Source organism: Methanocaldococcus fervens AG86 (assembly GCF_000023985.1).
In the GTDB taxonomy this organism is placed as follows: Archaea; AGJL01; Methanococci; order Methanococcales; family Methanocaldococcaceae; genus Methanocaldococcus; species Methanocaldococcus fervens.
The window spans coordinates 404713-418572 of the sequence record NC_013156.1; the positions used below are offsets into that span (position 1 = coordinate 404713).

The window sequence follows — 13860 nt, forward strand, 5'->3', positions numbered from 1 at the left end:
ATGGGATTAAAGATTGGAGTTGTTGTACATGGGCCTGAGATTGTGGATAGTGGCTACGCATTGAAAATTATAAATTTATTAAAAAAATTTGGGGAAGTTAAGGCAAAGTTAGGAGGAACTATGGGGAGAGTGGCTGTTATAGACAACAATTTGCAGGATAGTATAGATATTTCAGAAAAATTGATGCCTTCCCAATCATTAAAAAAATTGGCTGATAATGATATTTTAGTTTTAATGAACTATGGGAAATCAAAGATTACTGGGCATACGTTTGGAAAAATTGTTGTTAAGAGGGCAAATTTAAATAAACCAATTATTCAAATTGAGAGGCCTGGGGAAAAGGATGGGACAATTATTATTTGGAATGATGATGGTTCAGAAGTTGTTAAAGAGATTGCCAACTATTTATCAAAAGAATTAAACTTAAAAATTGAAAGGTGCATAAGCAACGGCTTAGAGGTTTGGGAAGAAAATGGAAGGGTATTTAGAAAAGTTCATGGTGTTGATGTTGGTGAGGCAATATTGGTAAATGGTATTGTTGTTGGAAGAGCTAAAAGTAATGAGGTTATATTAGTTGCTGAGAATGGAAAGATAGTTGATATCATTGGAGGGGAGTTAAAGGAAGGTGGAATTGAGAAATTAAAAGATGTTGATTTGAAAACAGCTGTGATAAAAACTGGAGTTTTGAGAAGGCATCCAACAAATCCAAAAATTGAGAATAAAAATATAGATAAGGGTTATGTTGTAGTTGTTAATCACGCTGGAGAGGACGTTATTGAAAAAATTAAAAATAAAGAAGTTTTGGCAGTTATAACAGTTGGGGATGACACAACAACAATTTGTGGAGATATTTTAGCGAGATTTGGAATAAAGATTATTGGCATCACAGATGGAGACAGGGATGATATTTTAAAAAATCCGGTGATATTAAAAGGTTCTGTAATATTTTTAATAAAAAATATGAGAGATGACGATGTTGGCAAAATTTTAGAGGAAAGCTTAGATTTTGGAAAAGAATACAGCTATGATGAGCTATTAAACGATATTAAAAAAATATTTAATGAGAAAAACATTTGTTATGAGGAATTTGTTTATTAACCAATAATTCCAGAGACCTTTAGTGAAATAAGAGTATTTACAATAGTTAATGCAATTGTTATATAAAGTAGGGTCTTAACGTAAGTTAATGAGCCAATAATAGATTGTTGGGTTTTTGATAAGGATTTAATATTGTTTTTTAAAATTTCAATTTTTTTATCATGGGTTTTTAGAGAATTTTCCACATCTACCTTAAGTGAGGATTTTTCCAATGAACGCTTTATCCCTTCCATTTCACTTTTAATAGCCATTATTTCGTTGTGGGTATTTTCGATATATTCTTTCATATTTTCTGCAATAGTCAAATATTCATTCAACTTTTTTTCCAGTTCGCTTAATTCTGAAACAGATAAATTTATTCTTTCATTTGTTATCTTTAATCCATAATGTATTTCATTAACATAGTTGTTAATTTCAGAAATTAGTTCGTTAAGTTTTGTTATGATTTCATCAGATAAAATTTCTGTTTTTGCAATGTTTGAAGAACCCTTATCAAGCTCTTCTATCAGTTTATTTAACCAATCTACTTTATCGTCCATTTTACCACCCAAATATCCACACACAACACCCAGACACACAAATTTAAAAAACATCTTTACATTTTATTTTTAGTGTTATTTTGGTTTAAATTTTAACTATAATATAACGCTTATAATATTTAAGTTATATTACAGAGAGATGGATAACTTTATATGCTCCTCTATCATTATTATTTAGTGGTTAATTATTTTTACTCATATGAGAAAAAATGGTGAGACCATGGCTGAATGTGATGGAAATTGTAACAGCTGTGCATCAAAAAACACATGTTCTGATACAAAAAAACTTTTAGCTCAGCAAGATAAAAAAATTAGAGAAAATATGTCAAAAATTAAACATAAAATAGTTATTCTGAGTGGTAAGGGAGGGGTTGGTAAATCAACAGTAACAGTTAATTTAGCGGCTGCTCTAAACTTGATGGGTAAAAAAGTTGGTGTTTTAGATGCTGATATTCATGGCCCAAATATACCAAAGATGCTTGGGGTTGAAAATGCCCAACCAATGGTTGGACCAGCAGGAATATTTCCAATAGTTACAAAAGAAGGGATAAGAACCATGTCAATTAGTTATCTCCTACCTGATGATAAAACACCAGTTATTTGGAGAGGTCCAAAGGTTAGTGGAGCTATTAGGCAGTTTTTAGCTGATGTAGCTTGGGGAGAACTTGATTATTTATTAATAGATACTCCACCAGGAACTGGGGATGAGCAATTAACAATCATGCAATCAATTCCGGATATTGATGGAGCTATAGTAGTTACAACACCTGAAGAAGTTTCTATATTGGACGTTAAAAAATCAATAACAATGGCTAGAATGCTAAATATCCTAATACTTGGAATTATCGAAAATATGAGTGGATTCGTTTGCCCACACTGTAATAAAGTTGTAGATGTATTTGGTAGAGGAGGGGGAGAGAAGGCTGCTAAAGAGTTTGGAGTTGAATTTTTAGGAAGAATTCCTTTAGATGTTAAAGCAAGGGAGGCAAGTGATAAAGGAATACCAATGGTCTTACTTGACTGTAAAGCTAGTGAAGAGTTTAAAAAGATTGTTGAAAGAATTGTTGAAAAGGTTGAGGGCAAAAAAGAATAATTTTTATTTTTTAACGAACAGCCTTTTAAGAAAATCCTGGGGAGAATTAGTTTTGATAAAATGGAAAGCTCTGCTTTCCAGCTATGAAAATCTATGATTTTCATTCAACTTTTACTAAAAGTTTCATGCCAATAGGATGTAAGCCCCATGCTTGGGGAAATATTTTAAATCCAAATAAAGAAATTTTTTATTTTTAAAGTTTATATACACAATATAACTTTTTTTATTTTTATGGTCTAAAATACTGGAGAGGTAAAAATATGCTATGCATAAAGAAACCTTCTGTAGCGTCATCTTTTGAAGAATTGATACCAAAAATACTAACTGAAGGGGATTTGGTGGAAACAGAATTTGGAGAGCGAACAAAAGAGATTAGAAACACAATTATAGAAATCACAAACCCAAAATTGAAAAAAGTTCCAGAAAAATATCCATTAGGAGAAAAAGCAGTTGAAGAGTATAGGAAAAACCTCTTATACGGTTCAAAAAACATTTTCAGCTATGATTATCATGAGAGACTATTTGAATACCCATACAATGAGGAAAGAATTAACCAAATAGATTACATAATTGAAAAATTAAACCAGCAGAAAAATAGTAGGAGGGCTATAGCAATAACATGGAATCCAAAGATTGATATTGAGGTTAGTAAGGATGAGAGGGGCTCTGTACCATGCTTACAGTTCATAGAGTTTTTGGTTAGGGATAATAACCTTCACATGACTGTAGTTTTTAGAAGTAATGATGCCTTATTGGCTTATGTTGCAAATGCCTTGGGATTAATAAGTTTGGGAGAATATATTGCAGAAAAAACTAACACTCAATTAAAAAGCTATGTTCATCATTCTGTTAGCATGCATGTTTATATTGATAGGGATAGAGATTATATCAAAAAATATTTTCCAGAATACTTAAAATATATCGAATGAAACTTTTAGAAAAAGTTTCATAGCAATAGAGGTTGTGCCTCTATGCATGGTTAGATATCCTCCATTTCAGTTATTATATAATTTCCTTCTTTTCCTTCAAATCCTCTAACTAAAAATGTTTTTCCATTTAATTTTAGGCAGATTTCTCTAACTGTGTCATCAATTCCATACTCGTCAAGCATATCCAAAATTCCAGGCATGAACTGTTCTAAGGTTGCTGGAGGGATGTAACATCTTTTTGAAGAAGTTCCAAAGTGTATCTTTCCAAAAACCTTAATCTTTACATCAACATCTTCTGGGTCTATCTCTCCACAATTTTTGCAGATGTAGACCAAACCTCTTGGTTTAATCTTCGTTTCAACAATCCCTCTACATATCTTGCAGTAATAGTTTACAAATATCGTTGATTGAGGCACTTCCAATATAGCTGGAACTTTTACATCAAAAACTTCTCCTTTATTATATAATTCCTCTTTTGGAATTTCTGGTATTTCTTTTGGGTACTTAACTCCTTTAATAACCTTTTCAATTATTCTAACGCTCTTTTCTTCTGTTACTATACCAAATATTTCATAGCATTTTCCTTTTTCTAAAGGAATGGATGTTATAAAGTTCGCTACTCCATCTCTATCAACCATGGTTCCAATATAAAACACAGATCCTTCTTCACTTTCCTTCTTTTTAATGTCTGCAATCTTAACTTTTGTTAAAATCTGTGAATTTGGTAATAGTGAGGATATCTTTCCTAATACCATGAATATCACCTAAAAAATTTAACTTATTGTTTCTTCCTCTTCTTCGTCCTCTTTTTCCTCTTCAATTAACTCTGGAGCAACCCTTGGCAAAACAACTTCATCTATAAACTTTTTATGGATTATGTATTCCTTAGGTTGGACAATTACAGGCATGTCATTTAATGTTAATGATATAGCCTTTCTAAGCTCACCTTCTTCAGTTCTAAATTCAACAGCCCCAAATCTTACAAATCCTCTTATAAACATTCCAGTAAATACTTCAGGATTTGCTTTAATTCCAAATAATCTTAATTTTCCCCATCCATATCCATCAAATACTCTAAATATTGTGTAATCCTTACCTGTTGAAGTTCTTCTATGCTGAACTCCTACAACAATCCCTACTATAATCCCTCTTTGTATAGGAACGCCATTTATATCCAAATAGGTAATTCTCTCATCGTCTTCATCAATTCTCTTTAAATATTTAGCCCTACACAAAGATAAAGGAATTGGAACAGCGGTTCTCATTTCCTGACCTTTTACAACCTTTAAATCATCCAAATTTCCTACAAATCTCACATCTTTTTTTGGATACGGTTCATATCTTCCCAATATACTTTCGTAATCGTCAGCCCTAATTTGTAAATAAGTTTCTTCCAATTCTTCAACACCTTCGTCAGTATAGACGGTTGAATATCTCACAATCTCTACTTTATCATCTTCAATCTTTATTCCATATTTTACCATAAGCATCACCTGTAAAATTGATAACAATAATTTATGTAATTATATTATTATGTAAATCTTTTTATATTTAATATATACTTTTCGGTTAAAATTTTTAATGCATGACACTAAGGAGATAGAGTAAAAAGTTTATGGTGGTATATGTGATAGCAAATGTGGATTTGCATATTCATTCAAGATTTTCTGGAGGAACGTCAAAAGACATGAATATTGAAAACATCTTAAAATATGGGAAATTGAAAGGGTTGCATATTATTGGAACTGGAGATTGCACACATCCGGATTATTTAGAAGAGATAAAGCAATATAAGGATAGAGAGTTGATTTTAACTACAGAGATTGAGGATAAAGATAGAGTCCATCACCTCATTTTACTCCCATCTATAAGTAAGGTTGAAGAGTTGAGAGAAGTTTTAAAAAAATATTCTAAAAATATTGATATAGAAGGAAGACCAAAGATTTCTATTGGCGGAGCTGAGCTTTTAGAAATAGTTAAAGATGTTGATGGCTTAATAGGACCTGCACATGCCTTTACACCGTGGACATCGCTTTACAAATCTTTTGATTCAATATATCAATGCTATCAGAAAAAACCTGATTTTATAGAGCTCGGTTTATCGGCAGATACTGACATGGCAGACATGATTCCAGAGCTGAGAGAGTTTCCATTTTTATCAAACTCCGATGCACATTCATATCATCCTCATAGGTTGGGAAGAGAATTCAACCAAATGGAAGTTGATTATATTGGGGGAGTGGAGGATAACTTTGAACAGATAAAAAAAGCAATAAAGCATAATAAAATTATAGCCAACTATGGATTAGACCCAAAATTAGGGAAATATCATTTAACTGCCTGTTCAAGATGTCATACGAGATTTAAGTTGGAAGATGCTAAAAAATTCAAATGGAAATGTCCAAAGTGTGGAGGAAGTATAAAGAAGGGAGTTTTAAGTAGAGTTGAAGAGCTAAGTGATGGAAAAATAGAACATCCACCATTTAGGCCTCCATATTATAAGTTAATTCCATTGGCTGAGATGATTTCCTTAACAATAGGAAAGGGGATATTTACAAAGGCTGTTCAAAGCTTATGGGAAGAGTTTATTAAAAAATATGGGAATGAGATTGAGGTCTTAATAAATGCTGATATTCAAGATTTAGCTAAAATTCATCCAAAAGTTGCAGAAACTATTAATTTGTTTAGAAAAGGTAAAATTTACATCTATCCTGGCGGTGGGGGAGAGTATGGAAAAATCTCTTTTAAACCGCAAAAGATTGAGTGGTATAGGGAAGAAGTAACATTAGATAGGTGGCTAAAGTAGTTATTTTGAAAAATCAATTTCTGTTCCTTCAACCTCTCCTAATAATGCCTTATAAATATTATTAACTTTATTTCCATTAAATACAAATCCTCTACATTTATTTCTCCTAATCATCTCTATTTTATACCTCATTCCTCCTGTAACGTCTATGGTGTTTGAGCCGCTTAAATAACTTAATACTTCATCAATATTTTTTTCATCAATTCGTTTTATCACATTGTTGTTGATTAAAACGCCATCGACATCTGTAGCATAAAGAATTAAATCAGCTTTTAAATTATTAGCTAAATAAGGAACGATATCATCACCAGAGATTATTTTAAAGTTGTTTTTATCATCAACAACTATATCTCCATGAACTACTGGAACTAAATTTCTTTTAAGCATCTCTTTTATAGCAGAGGTGTCAAAAATTAGCTTATCTCCAAAAACTACAAATGAAGATGGCTGTATGGAAACAGCTGGGATTCCATAGCTCTGTAAGGTGTCTATAACTATGTTGTTAAATCTCCTCATAGCCTTTTGTATGTCCCAAAATCCTTTCTCCATATTTACAAATGTTTTATTTCCATTTTCAATTTTTAGATATTTTTTAGCTACAGGATGTCCAAAAGAACCTCCACCATGCACCAATATTAGTTTTATCTCCTTATTTTTATTTTTATAATAATCTAAGGCATTTCTTATTTCCATTGCTATTCTCTCTAAATTGTCCCACTTCACGGAAAAAGGCATATTTTTGTTAGACAAAATACTTCCTCCCAATTTTAAAATAGTTGGCATTATTTCACCTGTATCCCTTAATTATATATCTCAACCTATTTCCAGTTTTGATTTCATCAACTTCAACACTCAGTCCAACATCATCCATTTTTTTAATTATCAACTCTCTTCTTTTTTCTGGCTTTTTTGGCATCATTAAAGAAATAACTCCTTTTTCATTTAAAAAATTAATTCCCTCCTCAATTATTCTCAATGAAAACTCCTCCCCAAAATTTCCTCCGCCGATTAGTTCAACATTCTTAGCTAAAGCCCCTCCAAACTTCCTTCCACTTGCAACAGAGTTTTTTGAATAAAAAGGAGGATATGATATTATTAAATCAAATTTTTCATCTTTAATTTCATCAATTCCTTCAATAATTTTTCCCTTAGAATTTATAATTTTTACATCCAGTTTGTTTCTCTTTACATTTCTTTTTGCAAATTCAATAAAATCATTATCAACTTCAGTTGCATAAACCTCTGCCTCATAAAATTTTTTTATTAATAAAGATATTATAGCTGAATGTCCTGTCCCTATTTCCAAAACCTTTGGCTTTTCTATGTTTAGTTTCTTTAACGTTTCAAAAGTAGAGTTTATAAAAAGATATCTGTTTATTGGCGTGGGAATTAATCCATTTTCATGAAACTCAACGTCCAATCCAAATAAAACCTTTAAAATTGTTTTATTGTATTCAATTAAGGCATTTTTGTCTTTAAAGTTAATTCTAAGTTTATCTCCTTTTTTATACACATATTTTTTTAGATTTTCGTTATATTTTATCGCATCTTCAATCTTCAATCCCAACATATTCATCCTCTTTAAATTCTTATCTTATCACCCAATTTTGGAGCTATTGCATCAAATCCATGCTCTAAAGCCCAATTTCTTAAAATTGTTGCTTGAACTTCCTCCCCATGCTGTATAATTAACAGCTCAGGATTTACTTTTTTAATTACCTCATGTAACTCATCCATTCCAGCATGGCATGAGAAGTTGTACATACAAATCTCTAAGTTTGGCTTAACTTCATTCTTATCAATAAATAACTTCCCTGTCTCAATTAAATGTCTTCCATTTGATTCTCTAACTTGATATCCAGTTAATAATAAGGCATTTTTTGGGTCATGCATGAACAACTTTAAATAATATAATATAGGCCCTCCATCCAACATTCCCGCAGTTGTTACAACAATTCCTCCATTTTTTGATAAATTTTCAACTGCCCTAATCCTATCTTCTGATTTTTCAATTATTTTAACATTCTTTAAAGCTTTTTCTAAGTGTATTGCTTCATTTAGCATGTGTTTGTAGTTAAGCATTAACTTTGTAACGTCAACAGCCATTCCATCTAAGTAAATTGGAGCATCTATATTGTAATCATTCAATATCAACAATATCTCCTGAGCTCTATCTACAGCAAATACTGGGATTAAAGTAACCCCTCCCCTAAATAAAACTTCTTTTATTTTCTCTATAAAACTCAGCTCAACAGCTTTTCTATCCGGGTGTATGCTATTCCCATAAGTTGATTCTATAATCAAAACATCGATATCATCCTTTGTATAGCTCAAATCAGCCCCTTTTGTTAATCTTGTGTCCCTAAGCTTTATATCTCCAGTGTATAGGATAGTTTTTTTGTCGTGATAATTTAACAATATGGAGGCACTTCCAGGGATGTGTCCAGCACTAAATAACTCATAGGAGAAATCTTTGTAATACTTTTTTTCGTTATAGCTTAATGGAATTGTATGCCTCATAGTCTCTTTTACATCATGGCCGTTGTAGGGTATTTTCTTACTCTCTGTTTCAGCAATTTTCACCATATCTTTTAATAAAATCTTAATCAATTTTTTTGATAATTCAGTTGTGATTATTGGAACATCTATTCTTTTGTGGAATAGTATTGGAAGAGCTCCTGAATGGTCGAGATGAGCATGAGAAACAAAAACTTTATCCACATCTCTTATGGACTCATCCAATATGGGATATTCAATCTCCTTTCCAAGCTTAACCCCACAATCAAGCAATATTTTACTTTTGTCAGTTTTTATTTCTATACAGCTTCTCCCAACCTCTAACGCTGCCCCTCTAAAAATAATTTCCATACTACCACCATTTTTTTGTTAATTTTAATTTCTATTTTTTTCTTATTAAATGTTTTTATAAAAAAGTTATTGATATATTTAATTATATTGATAAATTAGGATAAAAATAAGAGGAGTTTCTTACCTAGACGGTCTGATTTTAACTCTCTGGATATTGCCTATACTTTGCCTTATATCTAGTTTCCATACCGAGACGGTCTGATTTTAACCTACAGTAACAAGACATATCAAAAAAGGAACAATCCCTGTTTCCATACCGAGACGGTCTGATTTTAACAGGGCAATCATTCGAGATAAGTATATTTTCAGCATTCTTAATATTTATGCTTTTCGTTATCTTATAAGTCGAAGGGTACTTAACCCCATTCATTTATATACCTTCTTACCCATATAAATTTTACTTTTTAGACGTAAAAAAGAATTTTAAAGTTATTAAATTTTAAAATTTAACTAATTTATTATGGAAATTTTTAGTTAAAAATAATTAACTAAAATATTCTAAAAATTCCATATAATTTAATTAATCTAAATATTTGAAATAATTAAAATAATCTACCCTTCGAAATTTCTTAAAAAAACTTAAAATTGAAAAATAAGTCATAAAAACTAATTATTTCAAAAATAAAAAATTTTCATCGAGATAAGTATAATATAAATAATTAAAAAAATGTATAGGAATTTATCCTAAAATCTCTAAAATTTTAGCTTTAACTTTTCCTTTTCCTCCTCTTGGCTCAACTAAAACTTTCCCACATGTTAAACACTTAACAACAGTAGCTGGACTTCCAAAGACCACTTGCTCATTGTTGCATTCTGGGCATTGAACTCTCAAGAATTTTGTTCTTGGCTGTGGGATTAACTCCATCATCTCCCCTCTCTACAATTTTTTAAAATGTTTAAAAAAGTTTTAAATTTTTATACAAAATTTATTTCTCAATAAACTCAAATCTTCCTGACCTAAAGCAACCGTTTGCCTTTGTGTGCATTTTTCCGCACTCAGTACACTTAAATCTTAAGTCAATCTTTTTGACTGGTTTTGACCTGTCTGGTAAAGGTCTTGGGAAACCTCCATAACCAGCTGTTACTCTTCTGAACTGCCTTTGACCCCAAGTTAACTCGCTAGGTCTTCCTTTTTTTGCCTTCTCTACTGTATGGATAGTGTGTTTTTTACAGTACGGGCAGTATCTCTTAACTTTTTTCGGCATTTTCATAACTTTCACCTATTTCCGAAATAATTCTGTGTTTTTTTAAAATATCCGATATTTTTTTGTTTAATGAGAGGACATCATTCTTGTTTAGGTTGTATATAAAAGTGCCGTCTGTGAATGGTGGAAAGTTTTTATCAACCTTTACAACATCAATATCATTTATTGTATATATAGGTTTTGGTGCCTCAATCTCATTAGGTTGTGTAGATTCAATATTTTCTTCAATTTTTAATTCAACAACAACATTTTCAATAGCATATATTATATTTAACTCTTCTGGAAGTAAGTTTTCCCTATCATCGTCCAAATATAACGCTTTGTATACCCTCAATTTTCTAAGCTCTTTAAAATAATATTTAGCTCTCTCAAGTTCAACATCATCTTCAATATTTTTTATATATTCCCTAACATCATCATAAAAACTATCAGGAAGTTTCAACAGTTTATCTGATTTTATTTCCTCAAAAAAATAATTTTTTAGGGATTCATACATGGTTATCACAATTATTATCCTTCAATTCTTGGAGCTAAGAGGAATGTTAAATTAACTCCAGCTAAGGTATATTCAATCTTTACAGGCATGTCATTACCTAAATATATTTTAATAATATCCCCAGAACTAACCCCCTTAACCATATCCTTTAAATAATCTAAATTGAAAGCACTTTTAGCCTCTTCTTTGACATCCAAGCTAATAATTGCAGAACTATCTTTTTCAAACTCTGCATTAAAATCATTCAAGTCCCCCTTAGCATGAACAACAAACTTTTCCTCATCAACCTTCAAAATTACATAATCGCTGAATAAATCAGCATCCTTTAAAGCCTCTTTGAAAGCATCCCCTTTAATCATTATAACATTAGGATACTCAATCTCAGGAACTTTAACTGATGAGGCAGATAAATCCAACAATGCTAAGCTAAACTTCCTCTTTCCAGTATTTTCAAATATAACGTTTAACTTATTTTTCTCCTCATCCAATTCTAAAATTAACCTATCTTTTGATTTAGCCCTATTCATAACTTTTTTAAACGCTTCTAAATCAATTCCAATTTCATGATTATCCGCTTCATACTCTTCAAACGCCAATCTTGGAATTTCTAAGCTAACTAATGCCACGTGGCTTGGATCCATTGCGCTTGCTCTAACCCCCTCTTCATCAACTTCAAAACAAATCTCATCCAAAAGTGTTGATACAGTATCAATAACCTTTTTAAACTCTTTTGCACTCTCCATAACTCCTCTAAACATAGTATCACCAATTTAACATTAATAAATATAAAAATAGTCTTGGCATATGTGGGTATAAAAACATTTTTATATCTCTTTTATATTTTTAGGTATTGTTCAATCTTTTTGTTTTAATACTTTTTGTTGCTACCCATATAAATAACAAATAACAAAACTTTATATATATTTCAGTATCTTTATAATAAGCGTTCTGTGATTACAATGAAAAAGAAACTTGCTGAAATTAGGAAAAAAATTGATGACATAGATAACAACATATTAAAGTTGATTGCTGAAAGGAACAGCTTAGCTAAAGATGTAGCTGAGATAAAAAATCAACTAGGCATTCCTATAGATGACCCAGATAGAGAAAAATATATATACGATAGGATAAGAAAACTTTGTAAAGAACATAACGTTGATGAAAATGTTGGCATTAAAATATTTCAAATATTAATAGAGCATAATAAAGCTCTTCAAAAGAAATATCTTGAGGAAACACAAAATAAAAATAAAATTTTTAAACAATAAAAAATAAACTAAGCAGGTGAGATGATGGGAAGGATTAGACAAACATTAATCAAAAGAACAGCTATGGAATTAATTAAAAAGTATAGAGATTTATTTACAACAGATTTTGAAACAAACAAAAGAATTTTAGATCAAGTAGCTCAAATCTCAACAAAAAGATTGAGAAATAGAATTGCTGGTTATATCACCCACAAAATGAGACAGATACAATAAAAAGGTGAAGCTATGTTTAAAGGGGTCTATCCCGCCATTGTTACTCCTTTTAAAAATGAAGAGATAGATTATAGTGGTTTAGAGGAAAATATAAATTTTCTAATTGAAAACGGCGTTAGTGGAATAGTAGCTGTTGGAACTACTGGGGAAAGTCCTACATTATCGCACGAAGAGCATAAAAAGGTTATAGAAAAAGTTGTAGATATTGTTAATGGGAGAGTTCAAGTCATTGCAGGAGCAGGTTCAAACTGTACAAAAGAAGCTGTGGAACTCTCTATTTTTGCCGAGGATGTAGGAGCAGATGCCGTTTTGTCAATAACTCCCTATTACAACAAACCAACACAGGAAGGATTAAAAAGACATTTTGGAAAAATCGCTGAGTCAATAAATATTCCAATTGTCTTATATAACGTCCCTTCAAGAACCTCTGTTAATTTGGAGCCAAAAACAGTAAAAGCTTTGGCTGAAGAATACAGCAACATTTCAGCAGTTAAAGAAGCTAATCCTAACCTATCCCAAGTTTCTGAGCTTATACATGACGCAAAAGTAACTGTTCTCTCAGGAAATGATGAGTTAACTCTACCAATAATCGCCTTAGGAGGAAAAGGAGTTATTAGTGTTGTGGCAAATGTAGTTCCAAAAGAGTTCGTAGAGATGGTCAATTACGCATTAAATGGAGATTTTGAGAAAGCAAGAGAGATCCACTACAGATTATTCCCATTGATGAAGGCATTGTTTATTGAAACTAATCCAATACCTGTTAAAACCGCTTTAAATATGATGGGAAGACCAGCTGGTGAGTTAAGATTACCATTATGTGAGATGAGTGAAGAACATAAAAAGATATTAGAAAAGGTTTTAAAAGACCTGGGCTTAATCTAATCCTACGGTGAGTTTAATGGATGAAAAAACCATTGAAAAGATAAGAAAAGAGGCTGAAGAGATTATCAACAAATTTAGCGAAGTTTTAGAGAAGTATAACTTAGAGATGGAAGAGAGCTACTATATTGTAGATAGCAGGAATGTATTAAGAGATGATGAAGCGATTGAAAGTAATCCAGAATTTAGGGAGAAGTTTCTAAAAATTGCCCCTAAGGTAAATAAAGAAGGTTATGTTGTTGTAGAAAAAGGTAGCTGGTTGAAATAAAGGTTAAAACCAAAAAGTTTAAGTAATGGTTCTCATATTATTAGATGAAAAACATCATAAGAGGGTGATACCATAAAGAGGAGTTCAAGAAGATGGAAAAAGAAAGGAAGAATGAGATGGAAATGGTATAAGAAAAGATTAAGAAGGTTGAAAAGAGAAAGAAAGAGAGCTAGAACATAAATTCTTTGCCTTTTATTT

Annotated in this window: 19 protein-coding genes; 9 read left to right on the plus strand and 10 right to left on the minus strand. The window is 31.2% G+C overall.

Annotation, left to right across the window (positions count from 1 at the left end; translation table 11 throughout):
* The gene (locus tag MEFER_RS02100; protein WP_015790983.1) at positions 1 to 1098 is read left to right on the plus strand and encodes a DUF2117 family protein; all 1098 of its coding nucleotides are present in this window, start codon (positions 1 to 3) and stop codon (positions 1096 to 1098) included.
* Here MEFER_RS02100 and MEFER_RS02105 read toward each other — a convergent pair.
* Positions 1095 to 1637 (minus strand): hypothetical protein, encoded by a 543-nt coding sequence (locus MEFER_RS02105; RefSeq protein WP_015790984.1) that lies wholly within the window; start codon positions 1635 to 1637, stop codon positions 1095 to 1097. The genes MEFER_RS02100 and MEFER_RS02105 overlap by 4 nt on opposite strands.
* Positions 1638 to 1857: 220 nt before the next feature.
* Between MEFER_RS02105 and MEFER_RS02110 the strand changes: the two genes are divergently transcribed.
* Together MEFER_RS02110 and MEFER_RS02115 are read left to right on the plus strand one after the other, a co-directional pair.
* Positions 1858 to 2730, plus strand: coding sequence for an Mrp/NBP35 family ATP-binding protein (locus MEFER_RS02110; protein WP_048056284.1), 873 nt, complete (start codon positions 1858 to 1860; stop codon positions 2728 to 2730).
* A gap of 260 nt (positions 2731 to 2990) precedes the next feature.
* Complete coding sequence (locus MEFER_RS02115) at positions 2991 to 3659, plus strand: thymidylate synthase (RefSeq protein ID WP_015790986.1); 669 nt, start codon at positions 2991 to 2993, stop codon at positions 3657 to 3659.
* A gap of 50 nt (positions 3660 to 3709) precedes the next feature.
* Here MEFER_RS02115 and MEFER_RS02120 read toward each other — a convergent pair whose 3' ends face one another.
* Together MEFER_RS02120 and MEFER_RS02125 are read right to left on the minus strand one after the other, a co-directional pair.
* Positions 3710 to 4414, minus strand: coding sequence for a hypothetical protein (locus MEFER_RS02120; protein WP_015790987.1), 705 nt, complete (start codon positions 4412 to 4414; stop codon positions 3710 to 3712).
* Between the two features lie 18 nt (positions 4415 to 4432).
* Positions 4433 to 5143, minus strand: coding sequence for a hypothetical protein (locus MEFER_RS02125; protein ID WP_015790988.1), 711 nt, complete (start codon positions 5141 to 5143; stop codon positions 4433 to 4435).
* A gap of 143 nt (positions 5144 to 5286) precedes the next feature.
* On the opposite strand from MEFER_RS02125, the gene MEFER_RS02130 reads away from it, so the two are divergent.
* Entirely contained in the window at positions 5287 to 6465 is a 1179-nt protein-coding gene (locus MEFER_RS02130; RefSeq protein ID WP_048056285.1) for a TIGR00375 family protein, read from the plus strand.
* On the opposite strand, the gene MEFER_RS02135 is transcribed toward MEFER_RS02130, so the two are convergent.
* The 7 genes from MEFER_RS02135 to MEFER_RS02165 form a co-directional block, all read right to left on the minus strand.
* Complete coding sequence (locus MEFER_RS02135) at positions 6466 to 7248, minus strand: isopentenyl phosphate kinase (RefSeq protein ID WP_015790990.1); 783 nt, start codon at positions 7246 to 7248, stop codon at positions 6466 to 6468.
* Positions 7249 to 7252: 4 nt separating this feature from the next.
* Positions 7253 to 8035, minus strand: coding sequence for an RlmF-related methyltransferase (locus MEFER_RS02140; RefSeq protein WP_015790991.1), 783 nt, complete (start codon positions 8033 to 8035; stop codon positions 7253 to 7255).
* Between the two features lie 11 nt (positions 8036 to 8046).
* Entirely contained in the window at positions 8047 to 9333 is a 1287-nt protein-coding gene (locus tag MEFER_RS02145; protein WP_015790992.1) for an MBL fold metallo-hydrolase, read from the minus strand.
* 679 nt (positions 9334 to 10012) lie between these two features.
* A complete protein-coding gene (locus MEFER_RS02150) occupies positions 10013 to 10198 on the minus strand; it encodes a 30S ribosomal protein S27e (RefSeq protein WP_015790994.1) in 186 nt (61 codons plus the stop codon).
* 61 nt (positions 10199 to 10259) lie between these two features.
* Positions 10260 to 10544, minus strand: coding sequence for a 50S ribosomal protein L44e (locus MEFER_RS02155; RefSeq protein ID WP_015790995.1), 285 nt, complete (start codon positions 10542 to 10544; stop codon positions 10260 to 10262).
* Positions 10522 to 11034 (minus strand): hypothetical protein, encoded by a 513-nt coding sequence (locus MEFER_RS02160; RefSeq protein ID WP_015790996.1) that lies wholly within the window; start codon positions 11032 to 11034, stop codon positions 10522 to 10524. The genes MEFER_RS02155 and MEFER_RS02160 overlap by 23 nt, the downstream gene beginning before the upstream one ends.
* A gap of 14 nt (positions 11035 to 11048) precedes the next feature.
* On the minus strand, positions 11049 to 11792 hold the full coding sequence (locus MEFER_RS02165; RefSeq protein WP_211204172.1) for a DNA polymerase sliding clamp: 744 nt from the start codon (positions 11790 to 11792) through the stop codon (positions 11049 to 11051).
* 201 nt (positions 11793 to 11993) lie between these two features.
* Here MEFER_RS02165 and MEFER_RS02170 point away from each other — a divergent pair, with 201 nt between their 5' ends.
* From MEFER_RS02170 to MEFER_RS08645, 5 genes are all read left to right on the plus strand, one after another.
* Complete coding sequence (locus tag MEFER_RS02170) at positions 11994 to 12302, plus strand: chorismate mutase (RefSeq protein WP_015790998.1); 309 nt, start codon at positions 11994 to 11996, stop codon at positions 12300 to 12302.
* Positions 12303 to 12326: 24 nt separating this feature from the next.
* The gene (locus MEFER_RS02175) at positions 12327 to 12515 is read left to right on the plus strand and encodes a 30S ribosomal protein S17e (protein WP_048056286.1); all 189 of its coding nucleotides are present in this window, start codon (positions 12327 to 12329) and stop codon (positions 12513 to 12515) included.
* A 12-nt stretch (positions 12516 to 12527) separates the two neighbouring features.
* Entirely contained in the window at positions 12528 to 13397 is an 870-nt protein-coding gene (gene dapA / locus MEFER_RS02180; RefSeq protein WP_015791000.1) for a 4-hydroxy-tetrahydrodipicolinate synthase, read from the plus strand.
* Positions 13398 to 13413: 16 nt separating this feature from the next.
* Positions 13414 to 13662, plus strand: a complete 249-nt coding sequence (gene gatC, locus MEFER_RS02185) for an Asp-tRNA(Asn) amidotransferase subunit GatC (RefSeq protein ID WP_015791001.1) — start codon at positions 13414 to 13416, stop codon at positions 13660 to 13662.
* Positions 13663 to 13734: 72 nt separating this feature from the next.
* Entirely contained in the window at positions 13735 to 13842 is a 108-nt protein-coding gene (locus tag MEFER_RS08645) for a 50S ribosomal protein L41e (RefSeq protein WP_083767096.1), read from the plus strand.
* Positions 13843 to 13860 lie beyond the last annotated feature (18 nt).

What these genes read in the sequence shown, in the direction of transcription:
- MEFER_RS02100 (WP_015790983.1), top strand. Translation starts at nt 1, where the DNA reads ATGGGATTAAAGATTGGAGTTGTTGTACATGGGCCTGAGATTGTGGAT.
- MEFER_RS02105 (WP_015790984.1), bottom strand. Translation starts at nt 1,637, where the DNA reads ATGGACGATAAAGTAGATTGGTTAAATAAACTGATAGAAGAGCTTGAT.
- MEFER_RS02110 (WP_048056284.1), top strand. Translation starts at nt 1,858, where the DNA reads ATGGCTGAATGTGATGGAAATTGTAACAGCTGTGCATCAAAAAACACA.
- MEFER_RS02115 (WP_015790986.1), top strand. Translation starts at nt 2,991, where the DNA reads ATGCTATGCATAAAGAAACCTTCTGTAGCGTCATCTTTTGAAGAATTG.
- MEFER_RS02120 (WP_015790987.1), bottom strand. Translation starts at nt 4,414, where the DNA reads ATGGTATTAGGAAAGATATCCTCACTATTACCAAATTCACAGATTTTA.
- MEFER_RS02125 (WP_015790988.1), bottom strand. Translation starts at nt 5,143, where the DNA reads ATGGTAAAATATGGAATAAAGATTGAAGATGATAAAGTAGAGATTGTG.
- MEFER_RS02135 (WP_015790990.1), bottom strand. Translation starts at nt 7,248, where the DNA reads ATGCCAACTATTTTAAAATTGGGAGGAAGTATTTTGTCTAACAAAAAT.
- MEFER_RS02140 (WP_015790991.1), bottom strand. Translation starts at nt 8,035, where the DNA reads ATGTTGGGATTGAAGATTGAAGATGCGATAAAATATAACGAAAATCTA.
- MEFER_RS02145 (WP_015790992.1), bottom strand. Translation starts at nt 9,333, where the DNA reads ATGGAAATTATTTTTAGAGGGGCAGCGTTAGAGGTTGGGAGAAGCTGT.
- MEFER_RS02150 (WP_015790994.1), bottom strand. Translation starts at nt 10,198, where the DNA reads ATGGAGTTAATCCCACAGCCAAGAACAAAATTCTTGAGAGTTCAATGC.
- MEFER_RS02155 (WP_015790995.1), bottom strand. Translation starts at nt 10,544, where the DNA reads ATGAAAATGCCGAAAAAAGTTAAGAGATACTGCCCGTACTGTAAAAAA.
- MEFER_RS02160 (WP_015790996.1), bottom strand. Translation starts at nt 11,034, where the DNA reads ATGTATGAATCCCTAAAAAATTATTTTTTTGAGGAAATAAAATCAGAT.
- MEFER_RS02165 (WP_211204172.1), bottom strand. Translation starts at nt 11,792, where the DNA reads ATGTTTAGAGGAGTTATGGAGAGTGCAAAAGAGTTTAAAAAGGTTATT.
- MEFER_RS02170 (WP_015790998.1), top strand. Translation starts at nt 11,994, where the DNA reads ATGAAAAAGAAACTTGCTGAAATTAGGAAAAAAATTGATGACATAGAT.
- MEFER_RS02175 (WP_048056286.1), top strand. Translation starts at nt 12,327, where the DNA reads ATGGGAAGGATTAGACAAACATTAATCAAAAGAACAGCTATGGAATTA.
- dapA (WP_015791000.1), top strand. Translation starts at nt 12,528, where the DNA reads ATGTTTAAAGGGGTCTATCCCGCCATTGTTACTCCTTTTAAAAATGAA.
- gatC (WP_015791001.1), top strand. Translation starts at nt 13,414, where the DNA reads ATGGATGAAAAAACCATTGAAAAGATAAGAAAAGAGGCTGAAGAGATT.